This is a genomic window from Streptomyces sp. NRRL F-525 (assembly GCF_000716605.1).
In the GTDB taxonomy this organism is placed as follows: Bacteria; Actinomycetota; Actinomycetes; order Streptomycetales; family Streptomycetaceae; genus Streptomyces.
Genome location: NZ_JNXE01000013.1, coordinates 118,721 through 140,533 on the forward strand (window position 1 = coordinate 118,721; position 21,813 = coordinate 140,533).

26 protein-coding genes are annotated in these 21,813 nt (G+C 69.8%); 11 read left to right on the forward strand and 15 right to left on the reverse strand.

What is annotated here, in order from left to right; all coding sequences use genetic code 11:
- Positions 1 to 5 precede the first annotated feature (5 nt).
- Positions 6 to 770, reverse strand: a complete 765-nt coding sequence (locus OO69_RS19990) for an SDR family oxidoreductase (protein ID WP_033282151.1) — start codon at positions 768 to 770, stop codon at positions 6 to 8.
- Between the two features lie 96 nt (positions 771 to 866).
- Here OO69_RS19990 and OO69_RS19995 point away from each other — a divergent pair, with 96 nt between their 5' ends.
- Both OO69_RS19995 and OO69_RS20000 read left to right on the forward strand, forming a co-directional pair.
- Positions 867 to 1,496: a TetR/AcrR family transcriptional regulator gene (locus OO69_RS19995; RefSeq protein WP_033282086.1), complete on the forward strand. Its 630-nt coding sequence runs from the start codon at positions 867 to 869 to the stop codon at positions 1,494 to 1,496.
- 370 nt (positions 1,497 to 1,866) lie between these two features.
- Positions 1,867 to 3,333, forward strand: coding sequence for a sensor histidine kinase (locus OO69_RS20000; protein WP_033282087.1), 1,467 nt, complete (start codon positions 1,867 to 1,869; stop codon positions 3,331 to 3,333).
- 245 nt (positions 3,334 to 3,578) lie between these two features.
- Here the strand turns inward: OO69_RS20000 and OO69_RS20005 are convergent, their stop codons facing one another.
- Complete coding sequence (locus OO69_RS20005; protein WP_006142322.1) at positions 3,579 to 3,836, reverse strand: WhiB family transcriptional regulator; 258 nt, start codon at positions 3,834 to 3,836, stop codon at positions 3,579 to 3,581.
- A gap of 320 nt (positions 3,837 to 4,156) precedes the next feature.
- Entirely contained in the window at positions 4,157 to 5,125 is a 969-nt protein-coding gene (locus tag OO69_RS20010; RefSeq protein ID WP_033282088.1) for a diacylglycerol/lipid kinase family protein, read from the reverse strand.
- 116 nt (positions 5,126 to 5,241) lie between these two features.
- Here OO69_RS20010 and OO69_RS20015 point away from each other — a divergent pair, with 116 nt between their 5' ends.
- Positions 5,242 to 5,700, forward strand: a complete 459-nt coding sequence (locus OO69_RS20015) for a hypothetical protein (RefSeq protein WP_033282089.1) — start codon at positions 5,242 to 5,244, stop codon at positions 5,698 to 5,700.
- Between the two features lie 33 nt (positions 5,701 to 5,733).
- Here the strand turns inward: OO69_RS20015 and OO69_RS20020 are convergent, their stop codons facing one another.
- From OO69_RS20020 to OO69_RS20030, 3 genes are all read right to left on the reverse strand, one after another.
- Entirely contained in the window at positions 5,734 to 6,846 is a 1,113-nt protein-coding gene (locus tag OO69_RS20020) for an RNA polymerase sigma factor SigF (RefSeq protein WP_078652491.1), read from the reverse strand.
- Between the two features lie 17 nt (positions 6,847 to 6,863).
- Positions 6,864 to 7,277, reverse strand: coding sequence for an anti-sigma regulatory factor (locus OO69_RS20025; RefSeq protein ID WP_030784224.1), 414 nt, complete (start codon positions 7,275 to 7,277; stop codon positions 6,864 to 6,866).
- A 291-nt stretch (positions 7,278 to 7,568) separates the two neighbouring features.
- The gene (locus OO69_RS20030) at positions 7,569 to 7,829 is read right to left on the reverse strand and encodes a UBP-type zinc finger domain-containing protein (protein WP_033282090.1); all 261 of its coding nucleotides are present in this window, start codon (positions 7,827 to 7,829) and stop codon (positions 7,569 to 7,571) included.
- Positions 7,830 to 7,891: 62 nt separating this feature from the next.
- On the opposite strand from OO69_RS20030, the gene OO69_RS20035 reads away from it, so the two are divergent.
- Positions 7,892 to 9,487 (forward strand): Na+/H+ antiporter, encoded by a 1,596-nt coding sequence (locus tag OO69_RS20035; RefSeq protein ID WP_033282091.1) that lies wholly within the window; start codon positions 7,892 to 7,894, stop codon positions 9,485 to 9,487.
- A 32-nt stretch (positions 9,488 to 9,519) separates the two neighbouring features.
- Here OO69_RS20035 and OO69_RS20040 read toward each other — a convergent pair whose 3' ends face one another.
- Together OO69_RS20040 and OO69_RS20045 are read right to left on the reverse strand one after the other, a co-directional pair.
- The gene (locus OO69_RS20040; RefSeq protein WP_033282092.1) at positions 9,520 to 10,419 is read right to left on the reverse strand and encodes a 1-aminocyclopropane-1-carboxylate deaminase/D-cysteine desulfhydrase; all 900 of its coding nucleotides are present in this window, start codon (positions 10,417 to 10,419) and stop codon (positions 9,520 to 9,522) included.
- Between the two features lie 39 nt (positions 10,420 to 10,458).
- Positions 10,459 to 11,049 carry an N-acetylmuramoyl-L-alanine amidase gene (locus OO69_RS20045; RefSeq protein WP_033282093.1) on the reverse strand — a complete coding sequence of 197 codons (591 nt, stop codon included), beginning with the start codon at positions 11,047 to 11,049 and terminating at the stop codon, positions 10,459 to 10,461.
- Positions 11,050 to 11,346: 297 nt separating this feature from the next.
- On the opposite strand from OO69_RS20045, the gene OO69_RS20050 reads away from it, so the two are divergent.
- The 4 genes from OO69_RS20050 (at position 11,347) to OO69_RS20065 (ending at position 15,273) form a co-directional block, all read left to right on the forward strand.
- Complete coding sequence (locus OO69_RS20050; RefSeq protein ID WP_033282094.1) at positions 11,347 to 12,753, forward strand: family 2B encapsulin nanocompartment shell protein; 1,407 nt, start codon at positions 11,347 to 11,349, stop codon at positions 12,751 to 12,753.
- 137 nt (positions 12,754 to 12,890) lie between these two features.
- Entirely contained in the window at positions 12,891 to 14,003 is a 1,113-nt protein-coding gene (locus OO69_RS20055) for a family 2 encapsulin nanocompartment cargo protein polyprenyl transferase (protein ID WP_033282153.1), read from the forward strand.
- A 292-nt stretch (positions 14,004 to 14,295) separates the two neighbouring features.
- Positions 14,296 to 14,892: a GNAT family N-acetyltransferase gene (locus OO69_RS20060; RefSeq protein WP_033282095.1), complete on the forward strand. Its 597-nt coding sequence runs from the start codon at positions 14,296 to 14,298 to the stop codon at positions 14,890 to 14,892.
- Between the two features lie 33 nt (positions 14,893 to 14,925).
- Positions 14,926 to 15,273 (forward strand): DUF952 domain-containing protein, encoded by a 348-nt coding sequence (locus OO69_RS20065; RefSeq protein WP_033282096.1) that lies wholly within the window; start codon positions 14,926 to 14,928, stop codon positions 15,271 to 15,273.
- Between the two features lie 10 nt (positions 15,274 to 15,283).
- Here OO69_RS20065 and OO69_RS20070 read toward each other — a convergent pair whose 3' ends face one another.
- The 4 genes from OO69_RS20070 to sodN form a co-directional block, all read right to left on the reverse strand.
- Positions 15,284 to 16,033: a VOC family protein gene (locus tag OO69_RS20070; RefSeq protein ID WP_033282097.1), complete on the reverse strand. Its 750-nt coding sequence runs from the start codon at positions 16,031 to 16,033 to the stop codon at positions 15,284 to 15,286.
- A gap of 43 nt (positions 16,034 to 16,076) precedes the next feature.
- A complete protein-coding gene (locus tag OO69_RS20075) occupies positions 16,077 to 16,493 on the reverse strand; it encodes a VOC family protein (protein WP_019072193.1) in 417 nt (138 codons plus the stop codon).
- A gap of 10 nt (positions 16,494 to 16,503) precedes the next feature.
- Positions 16,504 to 16,914 (reverse strand): helix-turn-helix transcriptional regulator, encoded by a 411-nt coding sequence (locus tag OO69_RS20080; RefSeq protein WP_033282098.1) that lies wholly within the window; start codon positions 16,912 to 16,914, stop codon positions 16,504 to 16,506.
- A 147-nt stretch (positions 16,915 to 17,061) separates the two neighbouring features.
- A complete protein-coding gene (sodN, locus tag OO69_RS20085) occupies positions 17,062 to 17,457 on the reverse strand; it encodes a superoxide dismutase, Ni (RefSeq protein ID WP_019058247.1) in 396 nt (131 codons plus the stop codon).
- A gap of 145 nt (positions 17,458 to 17,602) precedes the next feature.
- Here sodN and sodX point away from each other — a divergent pair, with 145 nt between their 5' ends.
- Complete coding sequence (gene sodX, locus OO69_RS20090; RefSeq protein ID WP_033282099.1) at positions 17,603 to 18,037, forward strand: nickel-type superoxide dismutase maturation protease; 435 nt, start codon at positions 17,603 to 17,605, stop codon at positions 18,035 to 18,037.
- On the opposite strand, the gene OO69_RS20095 is transcribed toward sodX, so the two are convergent.
- Positions 17,941 to 18,570 (reverse strand): CGNR zinc finger domain-containing protein, encoded by a 630-nt coding sequence (locus tag OO69_RS20095; RefSeq protein ID WP_033282100.1) that lies wholly within the window; start codon positions 18,568 to 18,570, stop codon positions 17,941 to 17,943. The genes sodX and OO69_RS20095 overlap by 97 nt on opposite strands.
- A 100-nt stretch (positions 18,571 to 18,670) precedes the next feature.
- Between OO69_RS20095 and OO69_RS20100 the strand changes: the two genes are divergently transcribed.
- The gene (locus OO69_RS20100; protein ID WP_033282101.1) at positions 18,671 to 19,429 is read left to right on the forward strand and encodes a class I SAM-dependent methyltransferase; all 759 of its coding nucleotides are present in this window, start codon (positions 18,671 to 18,673) and stop codon (positions 19,427 to 19,429) included.
- A gap of 176 nt (positions 19,430 to 19,605) precedes the next feature.
- Positions 19,606 to 20,004 carry a hypothetical protein gene (locus OO69_RS20105; protein WP_158713406.1) on the forward strand — a complete coding sequence of 133 codons (399 nt, stop codon included), beginning with the start codon at positions 19,606 to 19,608 and terminating at the stop codon, positions 20,002 to 20,004.
- A 62-nt stretch (positions 20,005 to 20,066) separates the two neighbouring features.
- On the opposite strand, the gene OO69_RS20110 is transcribed toward OO69_RS20105, so the two are convergent.
- A complete protein-coding gene (locus tag OO69_RS20110) occupies positions 20,067 to 20,819 on the reverse strand; it encodes an amino acid ABC transporter ATP-binding protein (protein ID WP_033282154.1) in 753 nt (250 codons plus the stop codon).
- A gap of 53 nt (positions 20,820 to 20,872) precedes the next feature.
- Positions 20,873 to 21,811 (reverse strand): amino acid ABC transporter permease, encoded by a 939-nt coding sequence (locus tag OO69_RS20115; RefSeq protein WP_033282103.1) that lies wholly within the window; start codon positions 21,809 to 21,811, stop codon positions 20,873 to 20,875.
- Positions 21,812 to 21,813: the final 2 nt, after the last annotated feature.

Sequence of the window (21,813 nt, forward strand, 5' to 3'; positions counted from 1 at the left end):
GACCGCTAGGTGAGCGAACCTCCCGTCACATCCACCCAGCTCCCGGTGATCCACCGCCCGCCGTCCGACGCGAGGAACGCCACCACGTCCGCCACGTCGGCGGTCTCTCCCACCCGCCCCAGCGCGGAGAAGGCCGCCACCCGCGCCCAGCCGTCCTCGCTCCCGTGCAGCAGCTCGGCGGTGTTGTCCGTGTCTATGACGCCCGGCGCCACCGAGTTCACCGTGATGCCCCGGGGGCCGAGAATCTTGGACAGGTCCCGGGAGAAGACGTCCAGGGCGCCCTTCGTCATGGCGTACGCGATGTTGTGCGGCATCGCCGCGGTGCGGGCGAGCCCCGACGAGATGTTGATGATCCTGCCCCCGTCCCGCAGCCGGCCCAGCCCGTGCCTGACGAGGAAGAACGGCGCCCGTACATTCACCGCGAAGACACGGGCGTACTCCTCCTGCCCTATCTCCTCGATCGGCGAGGAGGATCCGATCCCCGCGTTGTTCACCAGGATGTCCAGCCCGTCCGCGTGCCGGTCGAACTCCGCCCAGAGCCCTTCGACGTCCCCGGGCCCGCCCAGCTCCGCGCCGAGCGCGAACGCCGAGCCGCCCGCTTCCTCGATCGCGGCGACCACCTCCTTCGCCGCCGCCTCGCTCCTGCCGTAGTGCACCGCGACCCGCGCCCCGTCCCGCCCCAGCCGCTCGGCGATGCCCCGCCCGATGCCCCTGCCCGCACCCGTGACCAGTGCCGTCCTGCCCGCGAGCACACCTGTCCCGACGCCCATGTCCACACCCCTCCGCATTTCCCTAGCGATCGCTACAGAAAAGACCGTACAACAGCCCGCCGACATTTCTCTAGCGCTCGCTATACAATTCACTCCATGGTGCGCAGCGAGGAGACGAAACCGCAGGTCAAGCCCGCCAGGACCCGAGGCCGGCCGCGTTCCTTCGACCGTACGACCGCGCTGGAGCAGGCCGTCCTCGCCTTCTGGGAGCACGGCTACGAAGCCACCTCCGTCTCCGATCTCACCCGCGTCATGGGCATCGGCGCCCCCAGCCTCTACGCGGCCTTCGGCGACAAGCGGGCCCTGTTCGCCGAGGTCGTGACGGAGTACGGCACGCGCTACGGCTCCTTCACCGACCGCGCGCTCGCCGAGGAACCCACCGCCGGGGCCGCCGTGGCGCGGATGCTGCGCGAGGCGGCCTCCGAGTACACCGCCCCCGGCCGGCCGCACGGCTGTCTCGTCATCCACGCGGCCACGAACTGCACGACACCCGAGGTGGAGGACTCGCTCCGGGAGCGGCGCAACGCCAACCTCGTCGCCCTGGAGCGGCGTATCGAAGCGGACATCGCCGCGGGGGAGCTGCCGCCTGGCCTCGACGCCGGCGCGCTCGCCCGGCACACGGGGGCGGTCATCCAGGGCATGTCCCAGCAGGCGCGGGACGGGGCGAGCCGCGAGGAGTTGGCGGCGGTCGCCGAAATTGCCATGAACATCTGGCCCCGCACATGACTCAACACGGTTAGGCTTCGCCGTGGATGCTGGGACGTCCTACGAGTGGCGGACCGAGCGGATCGCAGCGGAAAAGCGCCACCATCAAACATCCTTCAACGCATGGACACGGATAGTGGTCTAGTCCACAATGTGTTAAGGCGTAAGCCTCCGTCCTCCCCGCACAGGAGGACGGACCGAGGAACCGAGGCTCTCTGCCCTGACTGCCCCGGCTCCTCATCCATCGGCCGATCGGGACCGCACACCCCGTGGCCGTTGCTGCTCCGGGCTGCGGTGCCGAGAGGGCTGAGGGTCCCTCTCAGGCGCCGCGGCCCGCGGGTGTTTTTAGGACAGGTACAGACCGGCGGGTACGCTCGCAGACGTGCCCTCCATGAACGAACTCGTACGCCAGCACACAGCACTCGACGACTCCGATCTCGAGTGGCTGCACCTGCTGGTCTCGGAGTGGCAGCTGCTCTCCGACCTCTCCTTCGCCGACCTGGTCCTGTGGGTCCCCACGCGCGACGGCACCCGCTATGTCTCCGTCGCCCAGATGCGGCCGAACACGGGCCCCACCTCGTACCAGGACGACATGGTCGGCCACCTCGTCCCGCGCGGCCGCCGCCCCATGCTGGACGCGGCCCTGGACGAGGGCCGGATCGTCCGCGAGGGCGACCCCGAGTGGCGCGAAGAGGTCCCCGTACGGGTCGAGTCGATTCCGGTACGACGGGACGGGCGCGTCCTGGGTGTCATCGCGCGCAACACCAATCTCCTCACCGTGCGCACCCCGAGCCGCCTCGAACTCACCTATCTGCAGAGCGCGTCGGACCTCGCGCAGATGATCGCGGCTGGCTCCTTCCCGTTCCCGAACCAGCAGGTCGACATGGACGCCTCGCCCCGTGTCGGCGACGGACTGATCCGCCTCGACGGCGACGGCATCGTGCAGTACGCCTCGCCCAACGCCCTGTCCGCGTACCACCGCATGGGCCTCGCCACCGACCTCGTCGGCCAGCCCCTGGGCACGACCACCGCCGAACTCGCCCCCACCCGGGGCCCGGTGGACGAGGCGCTCGCCAAGCTCGCCAGCGGATGGGCGCCGCGCGAGTTCGAGATCGAGGCGCGGGACGGGGTGATCCAGTTCCGGGCGATCCCCCTCAAACCCAAGGGCACCCGCATCGGTTCACTGGTGCTGCTCCGGGACGTCACCGAACTGCGGCGCCGCGAGCGGGAGTTGATCACCAAGGACGCGACCATCCGGGAGATCCACCACCGGGTGAAGAACAACCTCCAGACGGTCGCCGCCCTGTTGCGCCTCCAGGCCCGCCGGATCGACTCCGAGCGCGGCCGGGAGGCCCTGGAGGAGGCCGTACGCCGGGTCGGCTCGATCGCGATCGTGCACGAGACGCTGTCCCAGAACCTGGACGAGCGCGTTGAGTTCGACGAGATCGCCGACCGGGTGCTCGCGATGGTCGCCGAGATCTCGCCGGGCAAGGTCACCGGCCGGCGCAGCGGACGCTTCGGAATACTGGACGCCGAGGTCGCGACCCCGCTCTCCATGGTCCTCACCGAGATCCTGCAGAACGCCCTCGAACACGGCTTCCGCGAGGGCGAGACGGGCACGGTCGAGGTCTCCGCGGTCCGCGGCGGCACCTCGAAGGACGCCCGCCTCCTGGTCACCGTGCAGGACGACGGCGTAGGCCTCCCCGAGGGATTCGACCCGCACCGCTCCGGCAACCTCGGCCTGCAGATCGTACGGACGCTGGTGGAGGGCGAGTTGGGCGGCACGTTCGACATGGTGCCGGGGCCGGAGCGGGGGACCCGGGTGATCCTGGACGTGCCGGTGGAGGCACACAAGTGACGTATGTGCACACGACCTTCACATGCGCGGGCCTGAACTGCCGTGCGCACGCGGGTGTTTGAACGGTCTGGCGCGCCTACTTGAGCAGCCGCGCCTGAACAGCAAAGAGCCCCGGACCAATTGCTGGTCCGGGGCCAGTCGCTCGTTGCTATGCGCATCGGGGGTACTGCGCGCTGCGGCTCGGGGGCGGGAGATGCGTACTCGCTGTACGCGCCGCCAAGCTCAGGCTGTTAGCAGGGTGGGCGTCAGGCGGAGGCCTGACGGGCACGGTTGCGAGCGGCGCGGCGCTTCATGGCGCGGCGCTCGTCCTCGCTGAGACCACCCCAGACGCCGGAGTCCTGGCCGGACTCGAGCGCCCACTGCAGACACTGGTCCATAACAGGACAGCGACGGCAGACGGCCTTGGCTTCCTCGATCTGCAGCAGCGCAGGACCGGTGTTGCCGATGGGGAAGAAGAGCTCGGGGTCTTCCTCGCGGCAAACGGCGTTGTGACGCCAGTCCATGGCTGCTACCTCTCCTTGGTATTACGTGCGGGTTGCTTGTGAATGTGAACGCTTTCACGAATCCCTCAACAAGTGAAGGGCCGAACGCCAGGTTCACTGGCGGAGGTCCTGTGGATTGAAGAGGGGTTCCGGTGATCCGTGGAGGCCGGTGTTGCGGGCCGTCTCGATCGCCACGTAGAGACTCGCAAACCTCAGCGGCGGATACAACCCCTTCCGGAAAGTTTTTTTTGATTCCTCGGTGTCGACTAGGTCACAGCCGTACTTCCATGGGGTGGACCCTGGTCTAAACGTTCGAGTGAAAGGACTTCAGCCCTTTCTGCTCACACAATCACACGCAGTGCACGGCGTACGCCTGTGAACGTCACGCTCGTACGCAGTCCGAGGTGGTCGCCGTCCATCTGGAGGGGCAGGGGGACCTTCGAATGCAAGGTGAACTCACTCAGGTCGTGCAGAGCCGCAGCGTGCTTGCCATGAGGCCCGCGTTCGGGGGACGAAGTGAGCAACTGGGTGCCATACCGGGCAACCGCGGCGCTGGACAGGCGGCTGAGACCGAGTACGTCGAGGCCTTTATCGAACGACGCCTTAGGTGACGTGTACATCGGGCGATTGCCGAGATACGTCCAGGGCGAGGTGTTCGAGACTATGGCCACCACCAGATCGGTCACCGGATCCTCACCGGGCTGCTCCAGCGTGATCGTCCCGTGCCGGCGGTGCTGCTCGCCGAGGAACTGCCGGACGACCTGACGAACGTAGAGCGCATGCGTGGATTTCTTGCCCTGCTCCCGCTGCTGCTCGACCCGCCCGACCACTCCGGCGTCGAACCCGAGTCCGGCGTTGAAGGTGAACCAGCGCGAGGGCACGGCCTCGTCCTCGGTGCCGGGTGTGCCGGAGGTCAGCCCCAGGCCGACCGTGCGCTCGCGGCCCTCGCGCAGGGCGTCCAGGATGGCGCCGGTCGCCTCCACGGCGTCGTTGGGCAGGCCCAGGGCGCGGGCGAAGACGTTGGTGGAGCCGCCGGGGACCACGGCGAGGCCGGGCAGGCGCTCCGGGTCGGGGCCGGTGTGCAGCAGGCCGTTGACCACCTCGTTGACCGTGCCGTCGCCGCCGAGGGCCACGACCAGATCGACGTTCCCGCTCTCCGCGGCCTGCCGGCTGAGGTCCCGCGCGTGCCCTCTGTACTCGGTGGTGACCGCTTCCAGCTTCATCTCGCTCGCGAGCGCGTGGAGCAGGACGTCGCGCGTACGTGCGCTTGTGGTGGTTGCCGCCGGATTGACCACGAGAAGTGCACGCATGAGTTGCAGCGTACCTACTGGGGGGTACTCGGCCCATACCGAGGTAGGCGTTGGGTAAGAGGAGACGGCGTGAGCCTGAACACCTGGGGCCGGATCCCGAGGGCTACCCTTCTGGGGTGAGTGCTGAGCAGACCCCCGCCCCGGAGACCGACGGCCCCGACGGACCCCGTCCGCGCCGGCTGACCTACGCGGCGGTCCTCGTCGCGCTGGAGGGTCTCGCGCTCGCCGTCGCCGGGGTGTGGATCCTCGTCCTGGGGATCACCGGCGAACCGGACGACCGCCGGCAGGCCGTGACCGGCGGGGTGACCCTGGTGGTGCTCGCGCTGCTGCCGCTGCTGGCCGCGCGCGGACTGATCGGGCGGCGCGGCTGGAGCCGGGGCCCGGCCGTCATCACCCAGGTCATGGCGCTGCCCGTGGCCTACAACCTGCTCCGGGCCGACAGTGTGGCCATCCCGGCCGGCATCGCGCTCGCGGTGGTCGCCATCGCCGCGCTGGTGCTGCTGGTGAACCCGGCGACGACACAGGCCCTCGGAATCCGAGGGCCCGGTCGTGGAGCCGAAGAGCCGAAGGGCTGATCCCGGCGGGGGATCGCTCCTCGGCTTCCGGTCTCACTCCTCGACGAGGAGCTTCTCCCGCAGCTGGGCCAGTGTCCGGGCGAGCAGCCGGGACACGTGCATCTGCGAGATGCCGACCTCCTGCGCGATCTGCGACTGCGTCATGTTGCCGAAGAACCGGAGCAGCAGGATGCGCTTCTCCCGGGGCGGCAGATCCTCCAGCAGCGGCTTGAGCGACTCGCGGTACTCGACGCCCTCCAGGGCCTCGTCGTACGCGCCGAGCGTGTCCGCGACCGCCGGTGACTCGTCGTCCGTGTCCGGGACGTCCAGGGACAGCGTGGAGTAGGCGTTGGCCGACTCCAGGCCCTCCAGGACCTCCTCCTCCGAGATGCCCAGCTTCTCGGCCAGCTCGTGCACCGTGGGGGAGCGGCCGTGCCGCTGCGAGAGCTCCGCCGTCGCCGTGGTCAGCGAAAGACGCAGCTCCTGGAGCCTGCGCGGGACGCGCACCGCCCAGCCCTTGTCACGGAAGTGCCGCTTGATCTCGCCGACGACCGTCGGGGTCGCGTACGTCGAGAACTCGACGCCGCGCTCCGGGTCGAAGCGGTCCACCGACTTGATCAGGCCGATGGTGGCGACCTGGGTCAGGTCGTCCAGCGGCTCGCCGCGGTTTCGGAAGCGGCGCGCGAGATGCTCGACGAGCGGCAGGTGCATACGGACCAGCCGGTTGCGCAGCTCCGCGTACTCGACGCTGCCGTCCTTGAGCGTGCGCAGCTCGATGAAGAGTGCGCGCGCCCCGCTGCGGTCCTGGGGGTCGTGCCGTGTGACCTGCACGCTCTGCGTGCCCGCCACGTCGTCCCGCTCGTGCTCGCTCATCGCCTGGCCCGTCGCCCCTTCCCGAGCTTTCGCCTCCTCCCCCGCGCTCGACCCAGTCGGAGCGGGGGAACCCCCGGCAACGGGGGAGACCCCACCAATACGCACGCCACCGTCCTGCTCACGTTGACCGTCGTCCATCACACCGGCCTCCGAGGGTTCGTCCTCCGGGTGCGGCCGGGCCTGCTCGGGGATTCCGCCGCGCGGCACCAGGGCGCTGTCGTCCGCCGTGCGGCGGGATCCGCCTGAGCCGCCCTCGGCCGGCAGCTCCCGTGTGCCGCGCTCTTCGTCCCGCACCGGCCCGTCCCCGTTCCTCACGCCGGCCCGGGTCCCGCGCCGCGCTGTTTGTAGAGGCTGATCGAAACGGTCTTGTCGTCGTCGACTGCCGAAGAGACCTTGCCCGCGAGGGCCGAGAGCACGGTCCACGCGAAGGTGTCGCGCGCCGGGGCGTGACCGTCCGTCGTCGGGGCGGAGACGGTGACTTCGAGCGAGTCGTCCACGAGGCGGAAGACACAGCTGAGCACCGAGCCCGGCACGGCCTGCTGGAGCAGGATCGCGCAGGCCTCGTCCACCGCGATGCGAAGGTCCTCGATCTCGTCGAGGGTGAAGTCCAAACGGGCCGCGAGGCCGGCCGTGGCCGTACGCAGCACCGACAGGTAGGCACCCGCAGCCGGCAGCCGGACTTCCACGAAGTCCTGGGTCGCGGGCTCGCCTGCGATCTGGGACACCCTCACCTCCAAGGTGGTACAAGCTCTTTCGGGGGCCCAGGGGTCGCCCCCCGGGGTAACGCGATACTTGGTTCAGCGGTGACGCTACCGCGCTCCGAACTTTTCTGTCCCCGGGACCCCAACCCCATGCTGTCACTCATAGTAAACCTACGGATACGCTCCGTGGCTAGGGGTCCTGCGGGCCCAATTGGGAAGAGCGCGCGCCGGGTTGACGTACCCAGACGTCAGACGGTCGAACCGTCGAAACCGGCGGTCGGATTACGGCGTCACGGGAGTACGTGATTCACGGCGTCACAGGAGGACGTGGTCGACGAAGCACCAGCGCCAGCTCTCCCCGTGCTCGAAGGTCCGCATCACCGGATGTCCGGAGTCCTTGTGATGTGCTGTGGCATGGCGCAGGGGCGAGGAGTCGCAGCAGGCGACATGGCCGCAGAAGAGGCACAGTCTCAGCTGCACCGGGTGGGTGCCTGCCGCCAGACACTCCAGACAGGTCTCGCTCTGGGGCCCCGGTTCGGGAAGCGGCAGCGCGTCGGCGTGCGTGCACTGTTTCATGATTGCCAGATTACGACGGGTGTGCGGTTGGCCGCGCGAAAAAACGAGGGCGGGCGAGAACGATGGACGTGATGCCACTGCTGTTGCTGGTGGCGGGGAGCGCCGTGGTGGCCGCCGGGGCCCGGCGCACCCCGGTGCCGGCACCGCTGCTGCTGGTCGCGGTCGGGCTGGTCGTCTCGTACGTCCCGGGGGTGCCCGACTACACCCTCGACCCGGAGGTCGTGCTGCCGCTGCTGCTGCCCCCGCTGCTGTACACCTCGGCCACCGACAGCTCGTACCTCGATCTGCGGGCCCAAGTGCGGCCCGTGGCACTGCTGTCGGTCGGCTACGTGCTCTTCGCGACCTTCGTCGTCGGCTGGGCCGCGTACGTGATCGTGCCGGGGCTGCCGCTGACCGCCGCCCTGGTGCTGGGCGCGGTGGTGGCGCCGCCGGACGCGGTCGCGGCGACGGCGGTGGCCCGCCGGGTCGGGCTGCCGTCCCGGATCACGACGATCCTCCAGGGCGAGTCCCTGCTGAACGACGCCACCGCGATCACCGCCTACAAGGTGGCTCTCGCGGCCGCGATCGGCGAGGGCGCGACCTGGGCCGGCGGGATCTGGGAGTTCCTGCTCGCGGCCGTCGGCGGGGTCGGGGTCGGGCTCCTGATGATGGTGCCGATCCACTGGCTGCGCACGCACCTCAAGGAGGCGCTGCTGCAGAACACGCTCTCCCTGCTGATCCCGTTCGTCGCCTACGGGGTGGCCGAGCAGGTGCACGCCTCCGGGGTGCTCGCCGTCGTGGTCGTGGCGCTCTATCTGGGCCACCGCGCGTGGGAGGTCGATTTCGCGACCCGCCTCCAGGAGGAGGCCGTCTGGAAGATGGTCGCCTTCGTCCTGGAGTCGGCGGTGTTCGCCCTGATCGGGCTCCAACTGCCGGTGGTTCTCAAGGGCCTTGGGGAGTACCGGGGCCTGGACGCCGCCTGGTACGCGATCGCGCTCTTCCTGGTCGTCGTCGCGACCCGGTTCGTGTGGGTGTACCCGGCGGCCTTCATCCCCCGCATCCTGTCGGCGCGGATCAGGGAGCGCGAGGACAGCCCCACCTGGAAGGGGGCGATGACCACCGCGTGGGCCGGCATGAGAGGCGTGGTCTCCCTGGCCATCGCCTTCTCGATCCCGCTCACGGTGCACGGCGGCGGTCCCTTCCCGCAGCGCAACCTCATCCTGTTCCTGACCTTCACGACGGTCATCGGCACGCTGGTGGTGCAGGGCCTGAGCCTGCCCCCGATCATCCGGCTGCTGAAATTCCCCGGCCGCGACCAGCAGGCCGAGACCCTCGCCGAGGCCAACGCCCAGGCACAGGCCTCCCGGGTCGCCGAAAAACGCCTGGAGGCCCTTCTGGAGGACGAACGCAACGCCCTGCCGCCTCCCCTCGCCGACCGCCTCCGCGAGGTCCTGGAGCGCCGCCGCAACGCCGTCTGGGAGCGCCTCGGCGCCACCAACCCCGTCACCGGCGAGACGGTCGACGACACCTACCGCCGCCTCTCCCGCGAGATGATCAGCGCCGAACGCTCGATGTTCGTCCGCCTCCGCGACGGCCGCTACATCGACGACGAGATGCTCCGCACGTTGCTGCGCCGCCTCGACCTGGAGGAGGCGGCGGCCTACCGGGAGGCGGCCTAGCGGTCCCGGTCCCTACGGCACCTGGAGTGGGCTCACGGGAACGGTCGCCCGGTGATCACCGCGGCGACCGTACTCCCGCGCGGAAAGGCCCCTTCGTCAACCAGGGTGACAAGTCCGTACAGCAACTTGGCGACATAGAGACGCTCTACGGCCACCCCGTGCCGCTGCTCGAAGTCCCCGGCGAAGGCGTCGAGTTCGGCCGGCACGCGCGCGTAGCCCCCGAAATGGAAGCGGTCGTCGAGCGACCAGTCGCCCCGCCGGCCACCGAAGGCACGCTCCTGCAGCTCCTTTATGTCAGCGCTCAGGAAGCCGCCCTTGAGAACCGGTATCCCCAAAGCACGCTGGTCAGGACCGAGACCGGCGGCGAGCCCGGCCAACGTGCCGCCGGTCCCGCACGCCAGGGCGACGGCATCGGCACGCGCGCGTAGCTCCTCGCCCAGGGCCCGGCAGCCGCGTACCGCAAGGGAGTTGCTGCCGCCCTCGGGTACGACGTACGCGTCCTCCGCACCCGCCCCGCGCAGGATCGCGGCCAGGGTCTCCGGTTCGGACTTGCGCCGGTACGTCGACCTGTCGACGAAGTGGAGGCGCATCCCGTCGGCCGCGCACCGGGCCAGGGAGGTGTTGAGCGGTCGGCCGGCCAGCTCCTGGCCGCGGACCACGCCGACCGTGGGCAGACCCAGGAGGCGGCCCGCGGCGGCGGTGGCGCGCAGGTGGTTGGAGTAGGCGCCGCCGAACGTCACGACCGTACGTCCGGCCGCCGCTGTCAGATTCGGCGCGAGCTTGCGCCACTTGTTGCCGACCAGATCCGGGTGGATCAGGTCGTCCCGCTTGAGCAGCAACCGGACACCGTGCCGGCCGAACCGCCCGTCCGTGATCTCCTCCAACGGCGACGGGAGCCGGGGCCGCAGCGCGGCGAGGTCGGGGCTGGTCACGGCACCATTGTCACCCGGAGCCCGCACACCCCCTGGCGATCACTTCAACCGGTCACGGACCCGGTCCCGCAGCCACGTCATCGTGAAGCCGCGCGGGTCCACCTTTCCGGGCTGCCACTCCAGGTGGCCGATCACCGATCGTTCCGACCAGCCGTGGTGGCGGCAGATCGCCGCGCAGACCTTCTCGATCGTCGCCAACTGGGCCTCGGGCCAGGGGTCCTCGCCGTCGCCGAGGTTCTCGCACTCGAAGCCGTAGAAGTGCCGGTTGCCGTCGGTGTCGGCCTCGTTGTCGTGCGGCAGGGCCTTCTCGGCGATCACCGCGCGGAGGACGTCGTCGTCGCCGAGGCCCGCGTGGTTGGCGCGGCCGTAGCCGACGAGGTGGACGTGGCCGTCCTTGGTGATGACGCCGTGGCAGAGCGGGCCGGGGAGGTCGGGGCGGCCCTCGCGGCACAGCTCGACCGTGGCCGCGCTGCCCTTGGTGACCGTGTGGTGGATCATCACGCCGTGGACGGGTCCCCATGGGCCCTTGTGGTTGCGGTTGTGGTGCTCCCAGTCGCCGACCTCGACGACGGTGACGCCCTCCGCTTTCAGACCGGCCAGGAAACCGCCCGCGGACATGGGTGAGGCCATGACGCCTCCTTCGTGCTGTGCGACGGCCGACGTGCACGGCCGTCTCGTATCGCTGCTTGTACCGAAAAAGCGCGGTACGGACGACTTGTTCGTACGGCGTGCGAGCCGATCCGGACACCGGCCGACCCGGCAGTCACTCGAACAACATTCGACGTAAACAGTCCCTGTGCCCAGCAGTTGAAGATCCATTCCCGCTCTTTCGGGTAATACCACCGGCACGCTCCGTGAGGAAGGCTGGTGCGCGAGAACGATGCCGGGCGCACAGGTGCCGGGCATGAATGGGGAGGGCATTTCTCTATGTCGGTAGGCGAAGAGGTCCGCGCGGAGCAGAACAAGCCGCAGCAGAGTCTTGGTACTGCGGCTGCGCGGAACCTGGCCACGACCACGAAGTCCGCGCCGCAGATGCAGGAGATCAGCTCGCGCTGGCTGCTGCGCACACTGCCGTGGGTGAACGTGCAGGGTGGCACATACCGGGTGAACCGACGGCTGAGTTACTCCGTGGGCGACGGCCGGGTGACATTCGTGAAGACCGGCGACCGCGTCGAGGTCATCCCCGCGGAGCTCGGCGAACTGCCCGCGCTGCGGGACTACGAGGACGAGGAGGTGCTCTCGGAGCTGGCCACCCGCTGCCGGCAGCGCGAGTACGCCCCGGGGGAGGCGATCGCGTCGTTCGGCGGCCAGGCCGACGAGGTCTACCTGCTGGCGCACGGCAGGGTGGAGAAGGTCGGCACGGGCCCGTACGGCGACGACACGGTCCTCGGGGTCCTCGCCGACGGTGCCTACTTCGGCGACCAGGCACTGCTCGACCCGGACGCCATCTGGGAGTACACGGCCCGCGCGGACACCGCGTGCACGGTGCTGATCCTGGCCCGCGGAGACGTCGAGCAGGTCGCGGAGCGCTCCGAGACCCTGCGCGAGCACCTCACGCAGCTGCGCGCGATCCCGGAGCAGCGCACCAACAAGTACGGCGAGAAGGCCATCGACCTCGCCGCGGGCCACTCCGGCGAGCCGGACATCCCGCACACATTCGTCGACTACGACGCCCGGCCGCGCGAGTACGAGCTGAGCGTCGCCCAGACCGTCCTGCGCATCCACTCGCGCGTGGCCGATCTCTACAACCAGCCGATGAACCAGACGGAGCAGCAACTCCGGCTCACCGTCGAGGCGTTGAAGGAGCGCCAGGAGCACGAACTCATCAACAACCGCGAGTTCGGCCTGCTCAACAACTGCGAGTACGACCAGCGGCTCCAGCCCCACGACGGCGTCCCGAGCCCGGACGACCTGGACGAGCTGCTCAGCAGGCGGCGCGGCACCAGGATGCTCCTCGCCCACCCGCGCGCGATCTCCGCGTTCGGCCGCGAGCTCAACAAGCGCGGACTGGTCCCGGAGTCCATCGACGTCGGCGGCAACCGCATCCCGACCTGGCGCGGGGTGCCGATCTACCCGTGCAACAAGATCCCGGTCAGCGACCGGCGGACGACCTCGATCATCGCCATGCGTACCGGCGAGGCCGACCAGGGCGTCATCGGCCTCCAGCAGGCCGGCATCCCGGACGAGATCGAGCCGAGCCTGTCGGTGCGCTTCATGGGCATCAACGAACAGGCGGTCATCAACTACCTCGTGACGGCCTACTACTCGGCGGCCGTGCTCGTGCCGGACGCCCTCGGCGTCCTGGAGAACGTCGAGATCGGCCGCTGGAGGTGACGTTTCAGCAGCTGGACGCGGTGTTCCCGCCCGGAAGGGCGGGTACACCCCGGTCGAACGCGACCGGCCGCGGCGCGGGCGTCACCGTCCGCGGACTCTCCGAGGGGGACCCCGTGGCCGAGCCGAGGGGGGAGTCCATGGCCGAGTTCAGGACGGAGACGAAACAGCACCCCGACGGGACGCAGCAGCCCGACGGGACGCAGCACCCCGACAGGGCGCAGCACCCCGACGGGCACGAGGCGGCAGTGATCCTGGAGGGGGCCAGGACGTCCGTCGACCCCGAACTGCGCGCGGCGATCGACTCCTTGCCCGGCTCGATGCGCAGGGTCGCGCTCTACCACTTCGGGTGGGAGCACGCGGACGGCACACCGGCGGCGGGCAACGCGGGCAAGGCGATCCGCCCCGCCCTCGTCCTCGCCGCCGCCACCGCGCTCGGCGGCGAGCAGGCGCGGGCGAGCGCGCTGCGGGCCGCGGCGGCGGTGGAGCTGGTCCACAACTTCACGTTGCTGCACGACGACGTGATGGACCGGGACACCACCCGCCGGCACCGGCCCACCGCGTGGACCGTGTTCGGCGACGCCGACGCGATCCTCGCCGGGGACGCCCTCCAGGCGCTGGCCCTCCGGCTGCTCGCCGAGGACCCGCACCCGGCGTCCTCGGCCGCCGCCGCCCGGCTCGCGGACTGCGTCGTCGAACTGTGCGAGGGCCAGCACGCGGACACCGCCATGGAGAAGCGGGCCCCCGCCGAGGTCACCCTCGACGAGGTGCTCACCATGGCCGAGGCCAAGACCGGCGCGCTGCTCGGCTGCGCCTGCGCGGTGGGGGCGCTGTACGCGGGGGCGTCCGCCGAGGACGTCGAGGCGCTGGACGCGTTCGGCCGCCAGGCCGGGCTCGCCTTCCAGCTGATCGACGACGTCATCGGCATATGGGGCGACCCCGGCCGCACGGGCAAACCGGCCGGCGCCGACCTCGCCGTCCGCAAGAAGTCCCTGCCCGTGGTCGCCGCCCTCACCTCGGGCACACCGGCGGCCGTGGAACTCGCGGAACTGTACGGACTGCCGTACGAGGAAGGGGAGTTGGAGCGCACCGCGCTCGCCGTGGAGCGGGCGGGCGGCCGGGACTGGGCGCAGGACCAGGCGGCCGACCGGATGGCGCGGGCCGTGCAGGAGCTGGCCCGGGCGATCCCGGACCCGCAGGACGCGGGCGGTCTGCTCGCGCTGGCCGAGTTCGTTACCCGGCGCAGCAGTTGATGACTCCGGAGCCTTCCGGAACCGGGCGGTCCTGACCCCGCACGGCCACCGGAGGCCCCGGACAACCGGGTCCCGCGCATCCCCACGGTGCGCGGGGCCCCCCTTTTTTTAAGGCTCGGTTCGCCTCCGGGGCGCCGAAGTCGGTGTCGAGAGGCCGACCGTGCTCGACCCTGCGGGCCTCCGCGCGCTCGACCTCTCGACACCGACGCGCCCCTTCGGCTCACTCGCCGGGAAGTCCCGTTAGGCTCAACACCCTTTCAGGTAGCGGTGGTTGAGGACTAAGGGGCGGAACATGGGCGTGGCGATACGCGCGGCGGGCGAGGGTGACAGAGAGCTGGTCGTCCGGCTGCTGGACGAGGCCTTCCAGGACGATCCGGTCAGCGGCTGGGTCTTCCCCGACGCCGAGTACCGCCGTACGGCCCACCACCGGCTGATGGCCGCCTTCACCGACGCGGTGTTCGCCGACGGCCGTATCGACCTCGCGGAGGACGGCGCGGCGTGCGCGCTGTGGCTGTCGGTACCGGCCGAGGCGCATCCGGCGGACGGCGAGGACGAGGCCGTAGGGCTACGGGAGTTGGTCGATCCCGACAACGAGCGGGTCGAGACGATCGCCCGGCTGATGTCGGATTCGCATCCGGCCGGCCAGGCTCACGAGTACCTGTGGATGATCGCCGTGGCCCCGGGCCGGCAGGGCGAGGGCCTCGGGGCCGCGCTCATCCGGCACGTCCTGGACCGCTGCGACCGCGAGGGCCTGCCCGCGTACCTGGAGGCGAGCAGCGAACGCAGCACCAAGCTCTACGAGCGCCTCGGCTACACCTTCACCGACCACACCCTCGACCTGCCCGACGGCCCGAGCATGTACCCGATGTGGCGCGAGCCGAGGCCGTAGCGAGGGCGGGTGCGGGGGTCGTAGCGTGGGCTTATGCCTGAACAGGAACTCACCACCATCCCCATCCTCCACATCACCGAGCGCGCCCTCTGGGACGAGGCCCGTGCGCGGGGGAGCTACGCGTGGTCGACCCGTGGCCGCACCCTCCAGGAGGAGGGCTTCATCCACTGCTCGACGCGTGCCCAACTCCCGCGCGTGGCAGCCTTTTTGTACGGTTCCTACGACGGCCCGGATGAACTGGTGGTCCTGGTCGTGGACCCGGCACGGCTCGACGCGCCGCTGAAGTACGAGGCGCCGGAGCCGGGCGGGGAGGAGTTCCCGCATGTGTACGGGGCGATTCCGGTGGGCGCGGTGGTGGATGTGGAGGTGTGGACGGGCTGAGCCCGTTGCCTCAGGGGCGGTTGGGCAGCCCGCCGGTCTCCGGGTCGCGACCGGTGAGGCAGTAGGTGCCGCCGGCCGGGTCCCGCATCACGGTCCAGTGCTTGCCGTGGGCTACGACGGTCGCGCCGAGGTGCTCGTGCACCACGACGGCCGTGTCGATGTCCGCGCAGGCCAGGTCGAGATGGGCGGCGGCGGGGCGGTCCTCGCCGAGGCGTTGGAGCAGGATGCGGATCGGCTGGCCGGGCGGGGGCTTGAGCACGTGGAACTCGGGGAGCGCGCCCGACAGCGAGGCCCAGTCGGGCAACAGGGCGGCCCAGAAGGCGAGTTCGGTGTCGTAGGAGCCGGGGCCGATGTCGATCGACACCTGGTCGAGGCGGGTGCCGGCCACGACGGGCGGCCGTACGGACTCGCCGTGCCAGGGGACCGCGCAGAACAACTGCCCTGCGGGGGACCGGAGTACGGCCCAGCCGTCGTGCTCGGCGACGGTGTCGGCGCCGAGTTGCAGCGCGGACTCCACGAACTCCGGTACGCCCTCTACGCCGAAGTCGAGATGAGCGCCACCGGGACCGGCCTCGACGCCCTGGACCTTCACGCAGGCGTCGGTGCCGTCGGGCAGCAGGGTGACGAACTCGCCCTCGTCACCACGGAGTTCGGACAGCCGGGTGTCCGTGACCGCCGTCCAGAAGTCGTGGGCGGGGCCGAGGCGGCTGTGCGGGCGGTCGACGAAGGCGTAGGTCCAGCGGACGGTGGGTGCGCTCATGGCGTGATCGTAGGCGCGGGGCCCGCGACTGCCCTGTGTGTTTTCAGTCCCCGCTCCGCTGCATGAACCGCAGCATGTTCCCGGCCGGGTCGCGGAACGCGCAGTCGCGGACGCCGTACGGCTGGTCCGTCGGCTCCTGGACGACCTCGGCGCCGGACTCCTGGACGCGGGCGTAGAGGGCGTCGCAGTCGGCCGTGGTGAAGTTGACCCCGCGCAGGGTGCCCTTGGCGAGCAGTTCGGCCATGGCCTGCTTGTCGGCGGGGGAGGCGTCCGGGTTCGCGGCCGGCGGCTCCAGGACGATCTCCACGTCCGGCTGCAACGGCGACCCCACGGTCACCCACCGCATGCCCTCGAAACCGACGTCGTTACGGATTTCCAGCTCCAGGACGTCGCAGTAGAAGGCGAGCGCCTTGTCGTGGTCGTCGACGGCGATGAAGCACTGGCGGAGTTTCAGGTCCATGCAGGACAGGCTAGGGCTGGAGGGGCGGTCCCGCCCGGTTGGGCCGGGTAAAAGTGCGGGCCACGCAGGACGGGATCACGGCGCCGGCCTCGTGGGAGCGGGCGCGGTAGGCGCTGGGGGTCTCGCCGACCAGCTCGGTGAAGCGGGAGCTGAAGGAACCGAGGGACGTACAGCCGACGGCCATGCAGACCTCGGTCACGCTCAGGTCGCCGCGTCGGAGGAGGGCCTTCGCGCGCTCTATCCGACGGGTCATGAGATAGCTGTACGGCGTCTCCCCGTACGCGGCGCGGAAGCTGCGCTGGAAGTGGCCCGGTGACATCAGCGCGGTCCGCGCGATCGAGGCCATGTCGAGCGGTTCGGCGTACTCGCGGTTCATGCGGTCACGGGCCTGGCGCAGCCGTACGAGGTCGTCGCGGTTCACGTCGTCCAGGATGGCACGGGGGCCGCTGCTGCCGGGCCGGGTACGGGGAAGGGGCCCCGCCGATGAACCGGCAGAGCCCCTTCCTCAAACCCACTGACCTGCGATGGTGCACCGATCGCCGGTCGGTCGGGACAGGCCGACTGGGTGTCAGGCCTTCTTGGTCTCCCAGAAGATCTTGTCGATCTGGGCGATGTAGTCGAGCGCCTTCTGGCCCGTCGCCGGGTCGGTGGACGCCTTGGCGGCCGAGAGGGCCTTCAGGGTGTCGTTGACCAGCTGGTGCAGCTCCGGGTACTTCTCGAAGTGCGGGGGCTTGAAGTAGTCGCTCCAGAGCACCGAGACGTGGTGCTTCGCGAGCTCGGCGCGCTGCTCCTTGATGACGATGGCGCGCGCCTGGAAGTGCGGGTCGTCGTTGGCGGCCATCTTGTCCTGCACGGCCTTCACCGACTCCGCCTCGATGCGGGCCTGGGCCGGGTCGTACACACCGCAGGGCAGGTCGCAGTGCGCGCTGACCTTCACCTTGGGGGCAAACAGGCGGGAAAGCATGGAGCGTTCCTTCCTCGTGATCGTCTTCTCAGGTGGGACATTACTCCCTGGAGAAGCTGATTTCGCGAGTGCCCCCATGGGCTTAGGACAAAAGTCCAGGGTCGGACTCAGACTGGTGGAGGATAGGACCGGGGAGGTGCCGGGGATGCCGGAGCTGTCGCAGGAGACCGAGCGCGGGAGGGCCGCACTGCCCTTCGGGACGGCCGAGGTGACGGGCCCGTCGATGGTGCCGACGCTGCTGCACGGGGATCTGCTCGTGGTGCAGTACGGCGCCAGGGTCAGGCCGGGGGACATCGTCGTGCTGCGGCATCCGTTCCAGCAGGATCTGCTGGTCGTGAAGCGGGCGGCGGAGCGGCGGGACGGGGGGTGGTGGGTGCTGGGGGACAACGCGTTCGCCGGTGGGGACAGCACGGACTACGGCGCCGTGCCCGAGGAACTGGTGCTGGGCAAGGTGCGTTTCCGGTACCGGCCGCCGAAGGCCGGTCAGCGTTCGCCGCTCGCGCTCGTCCGCTGGGCGCTCTCGGCGGCCAGGCCCGTGCTCCCGGACCGGTCGGCCTCCAGGCGCTTCCGGGCCCGGTAGGCGGCCACGTTGGCGCGGGTCGCGCAGCGGTCCGAGCAGTAGCGCCGGGAGCGGTTCGTCGAGGTGTCCAGGTAGGCGTTGCGGCACGGGGCCGCCTCGCACAGGCCCAGGCGGTCGACTCCGTACTCGGTGAGGTGGAAGGCCAGGCCCATCGCCGCGATCGCCGCGTAGCCGGCCGTCGCGTTCGACGGGTGGTCCGCGAGGTGCATGTGCCACAGCGGGCGGCCGTCGTCGTCGCGGAAGTTGTGGCCCGAGATCTGCGGGCTGACCGGGAACTCCAGGAGCAGTGAGTTCAGCAGGTTCACGGAGAGGGTCTCGTCGCCGCCGTCGGCCGCCTCGAAGACCGCCCGCAGCCGGGCCCGGACCGAGCGGAAGCGGGTGACGTCGGCCTCGGCGGCGCGGCGGGCCGCCTCCTGGTTGGTGCCGAACAGGTCCCGCACGGCCTCGACCGAGGTGAGGGCGTCCTTGCCCCGCGCCGGTTCCTCGGTGTTCACGAGGCGTACGGCGTAGTCCGAGTAATAGGCCAGTTCCACTTGTAGTCCTTACGGAGGCGCTCTATGGTCGTGGATGCGGTCGGGTAACAGCTGATCGTGCTTCCAGGGTATTACGACAGCGAGTGGACAGGGGGTCCTCATGACGACCGGTGTCGGAATCGACTGGCAGGCCTGGCAGGAGAGCTGGGACCGGCAGCAGGAGTGGTACATGCCCGACCGGGAGGACCGCTTCCGGATCATGCTCGACATGGTGGAGGCCCTCACCGGCCCCGCACCCCGCGTGCTCGACCTCGCCTGCGGCACCGGCAGCATCACCGCCCGGCTGCTCGCCCGCCTCCCCGAGGCCACCAGTACCGGAGTCGACCTGGACCCGGCCCTCCTCGCCATCGCCGAGGGCACCTTCGCGGACGACGAGCGGGTCACCTTCGTGACGGCCGACCTCAAGGACCCGGAGTGGACGACGAGGCTGCCGTACGACTCGTACGACGCCGTGCTGACCGCCACGGCCCTCCACTGGCTGCACAGCGAACCCCTCGCGGCCCTCTACGGTCAGGTCGCGGGACTCGTCCGCGACGGCGGTGTCTTCATGAACGCGGACCACATGATCGACGAGTCGACGCCCAGGATCAACGCGGCGGAGCGCGCGCACCGGCACACACAGATGGATCAGGCCAAGCGGAACGGCGCCCTCGACTGGGCCGAGTGGTGGCGACTCGCCGCCCAGGACCCCGTCCTCGCCGGACCGACGGCCCGCCGCTACGAGATCTACGGCGAGCACGCCGACGGCGACATGCCCTCACCGGCGTGGCACGCGCGCGTGCTGCGCGAGCAGGGGTTCGGGGAGGCCCGGGCGGTGTGGTGCTCGCCGTCGGACACGGTGCTGCTCGCGCTGAAGTAGGCCCCGATTCGCGGCCGTTGTGGCGGTGGCGGTGCCGTTGCTTCTTTGCGCAAACGGGCAAGTGTTTGGGATGATCTTCCGCGGCCGGGCGGCTGGTGTGCCGCCCGAGAACGGAAGAGGGCGAGTCTGTGTTGCAGCTCAAGAAGGCCGCTGGGGCGGTCGTGATGTGTGGGGTCGTGTCGGTCGCGGGATGGACCGCGGCGCCGGCGGCCTTCGCCGAAGGGAACGGCGGGTGCTACTCGTACTCGGACGTGGACACCTACCCCAACGACAGCACCCTGATCACCTGGAAGTCCTGCATCAGCAAGAAGGCCACGCGAGTGGGACACCCCTACGCGATCGTCTCGATGGGGAAGAAGCACCCGAAGTGCAAGATCCTCGTCACCGCCGTCACCACCGGCGAGAAGATCGTCTCCAAGAAGGTCTACACCTGCCCGACGGGGAAGGTGGTCAACAAGCGTTACAACGGCAAGGACTTCCACGGCAAGGGACAGTTCGAGACCTTCGTGCACATGTACAACGTGACCACGGAGGGCAACCTGTCACCGCGCAGCCCCTGGCTCAACCTGCGCTGACGTGAAACGGCGGATGCCGCCCGCCCCTGCCGGGGTGGGCGGCATCCGCCGTTCGGAATCGTTCAGAGCACCTTGGACAAGAAGCCCTGCGTGCGCTCGTGCTGAGGGTTCGTCAGGACGTCGCGTGGGTGGCCGGATTCGACCACCACGCCGCCGTCCATGAAGACGAGGCTGTCGCCGACCTCGCGGGCGAAGCCCATCTCGTGGGTGACGACGATCATCGTCATGCCGGACTCGGCGAGGTCGCGCATGACGTCGAGGACGTCACCGACCAGCTCCGGGTCGAGGGCCGAGGTCGGCTCGTCGAAGAGCATCAGCTTCGGGTCCATCGCCAACGCCCGTGCGATCGCGACCCGTTGCTGCTGGCCGCCGGAGAGCTGCGAGGGGTAGTTCTGTGCCTTGTCGGACAGCCCCACCCGCTCCAGGAGCTGCATCGCGCGCTCCCTGGCCTGGCCCTTGTTGACGCCCCTGACCTGCACGGGCGCCTCGATGATGTTCTCCACGGCCGTCATGTGCGGGAACAGGTTGAAGCGCTGGAAGACCATGCCGATGTCCCGGCGCTTCACCGAGACCTCGCGATCGCGCAACTCGTAGAGTTTGTCGCCCTGTTGGCGGTAGCCGACCAGCTCGCCGTCGACGTACAGCCGGCCCGCGTTGATCTTCTCCAGGTGGTTGATGCACCGCAGGAAGGTCGACTTGCCGGAGCCGGAGGGGCCGATGAGGCAGAACACCTCGCCGGACTTCACCTCCAGGTCGATGCCCTTGAGGACCTCGACCGGGCCGAACGACTTGTGCACGCCCTCGGACTTGACCATCGGGACCGACGGGTCGGTCGTAGCGGCGTCGTCGGTCTTGCTGAGTTCGGGACTCATGCCGCGCCTCCCTTCGGACGGCCGATGGACAGCATGTTCGCCTTGATCTTCTGGTACGGCGTCGCCGGCAGCGCGCGGCTGGAGCCGCGGGCGTAGTAGCGCTCGACGTAGTACTGCCCGACGCTCAGGACCGACGTCATGATCAGGTACCAGGCGGCGGCGAGGAAGTACATCTCCACCGGGGCGCCGGAGTTCTGGCCGATGTCCTGGGCGTAGCGGAAGAGTTCCGGATACTGGACGGCCGCCACGAGCGAGGTCGTCTTCAGCATGTTGATCACTTCGTTGCCCGTGGGCGGCACGATCACGCGCATCGCCTGCGGGATCACGATCCGGCGCAGGGTCTTGGCGTGGCTCATGCCCAGCGCGTGCGAGGCCTCGGTCTGGCCCTCGTCGACGGCGAGCAGACCGGCGCGGCAGATCTCCGCCATGTACGCGGCCTCGTTGAGGCCGAGGCCGAGCAGCGCCGTCAGCAGCGGCGTCATGAAGTCCGACCAGTAGTTCTTGTAGATCGGACCGAGGTTGATGTACTCGAAGACCAGGCCCAGGTTGAACCAGAGGAACAGCTGGACCAGGACCGGGGTGCCGCGGAAGAACCAGATGTAGAACCAGGCGATCGACGAGGTCACCGGGTTCTTCGACAGCCGCATCACCGCGAGGCCGATGCCGCCGACGATGCCGATGACCATCGACAGGACCGTCAGGAGGAGGGTCTTGTAGACACCGGTCATGATCCGGTGGTCGAAGAAGTAGTCCGGTACGGCATGCCAGTTGATCTTGCCCTGGCCGAACGCGTAGATGATCGAGACCAGGATGCCGATCGCGATCACGGCGGAGACGTAGCGGCCGTAGTGCCGGACCGGGATGGCCTTGATGGGCTTCGGAGGGGCCGGGGGTGTGTCCTGCGGCCCCGGCGCCCCGTCGATGTCAGTAGTCACGG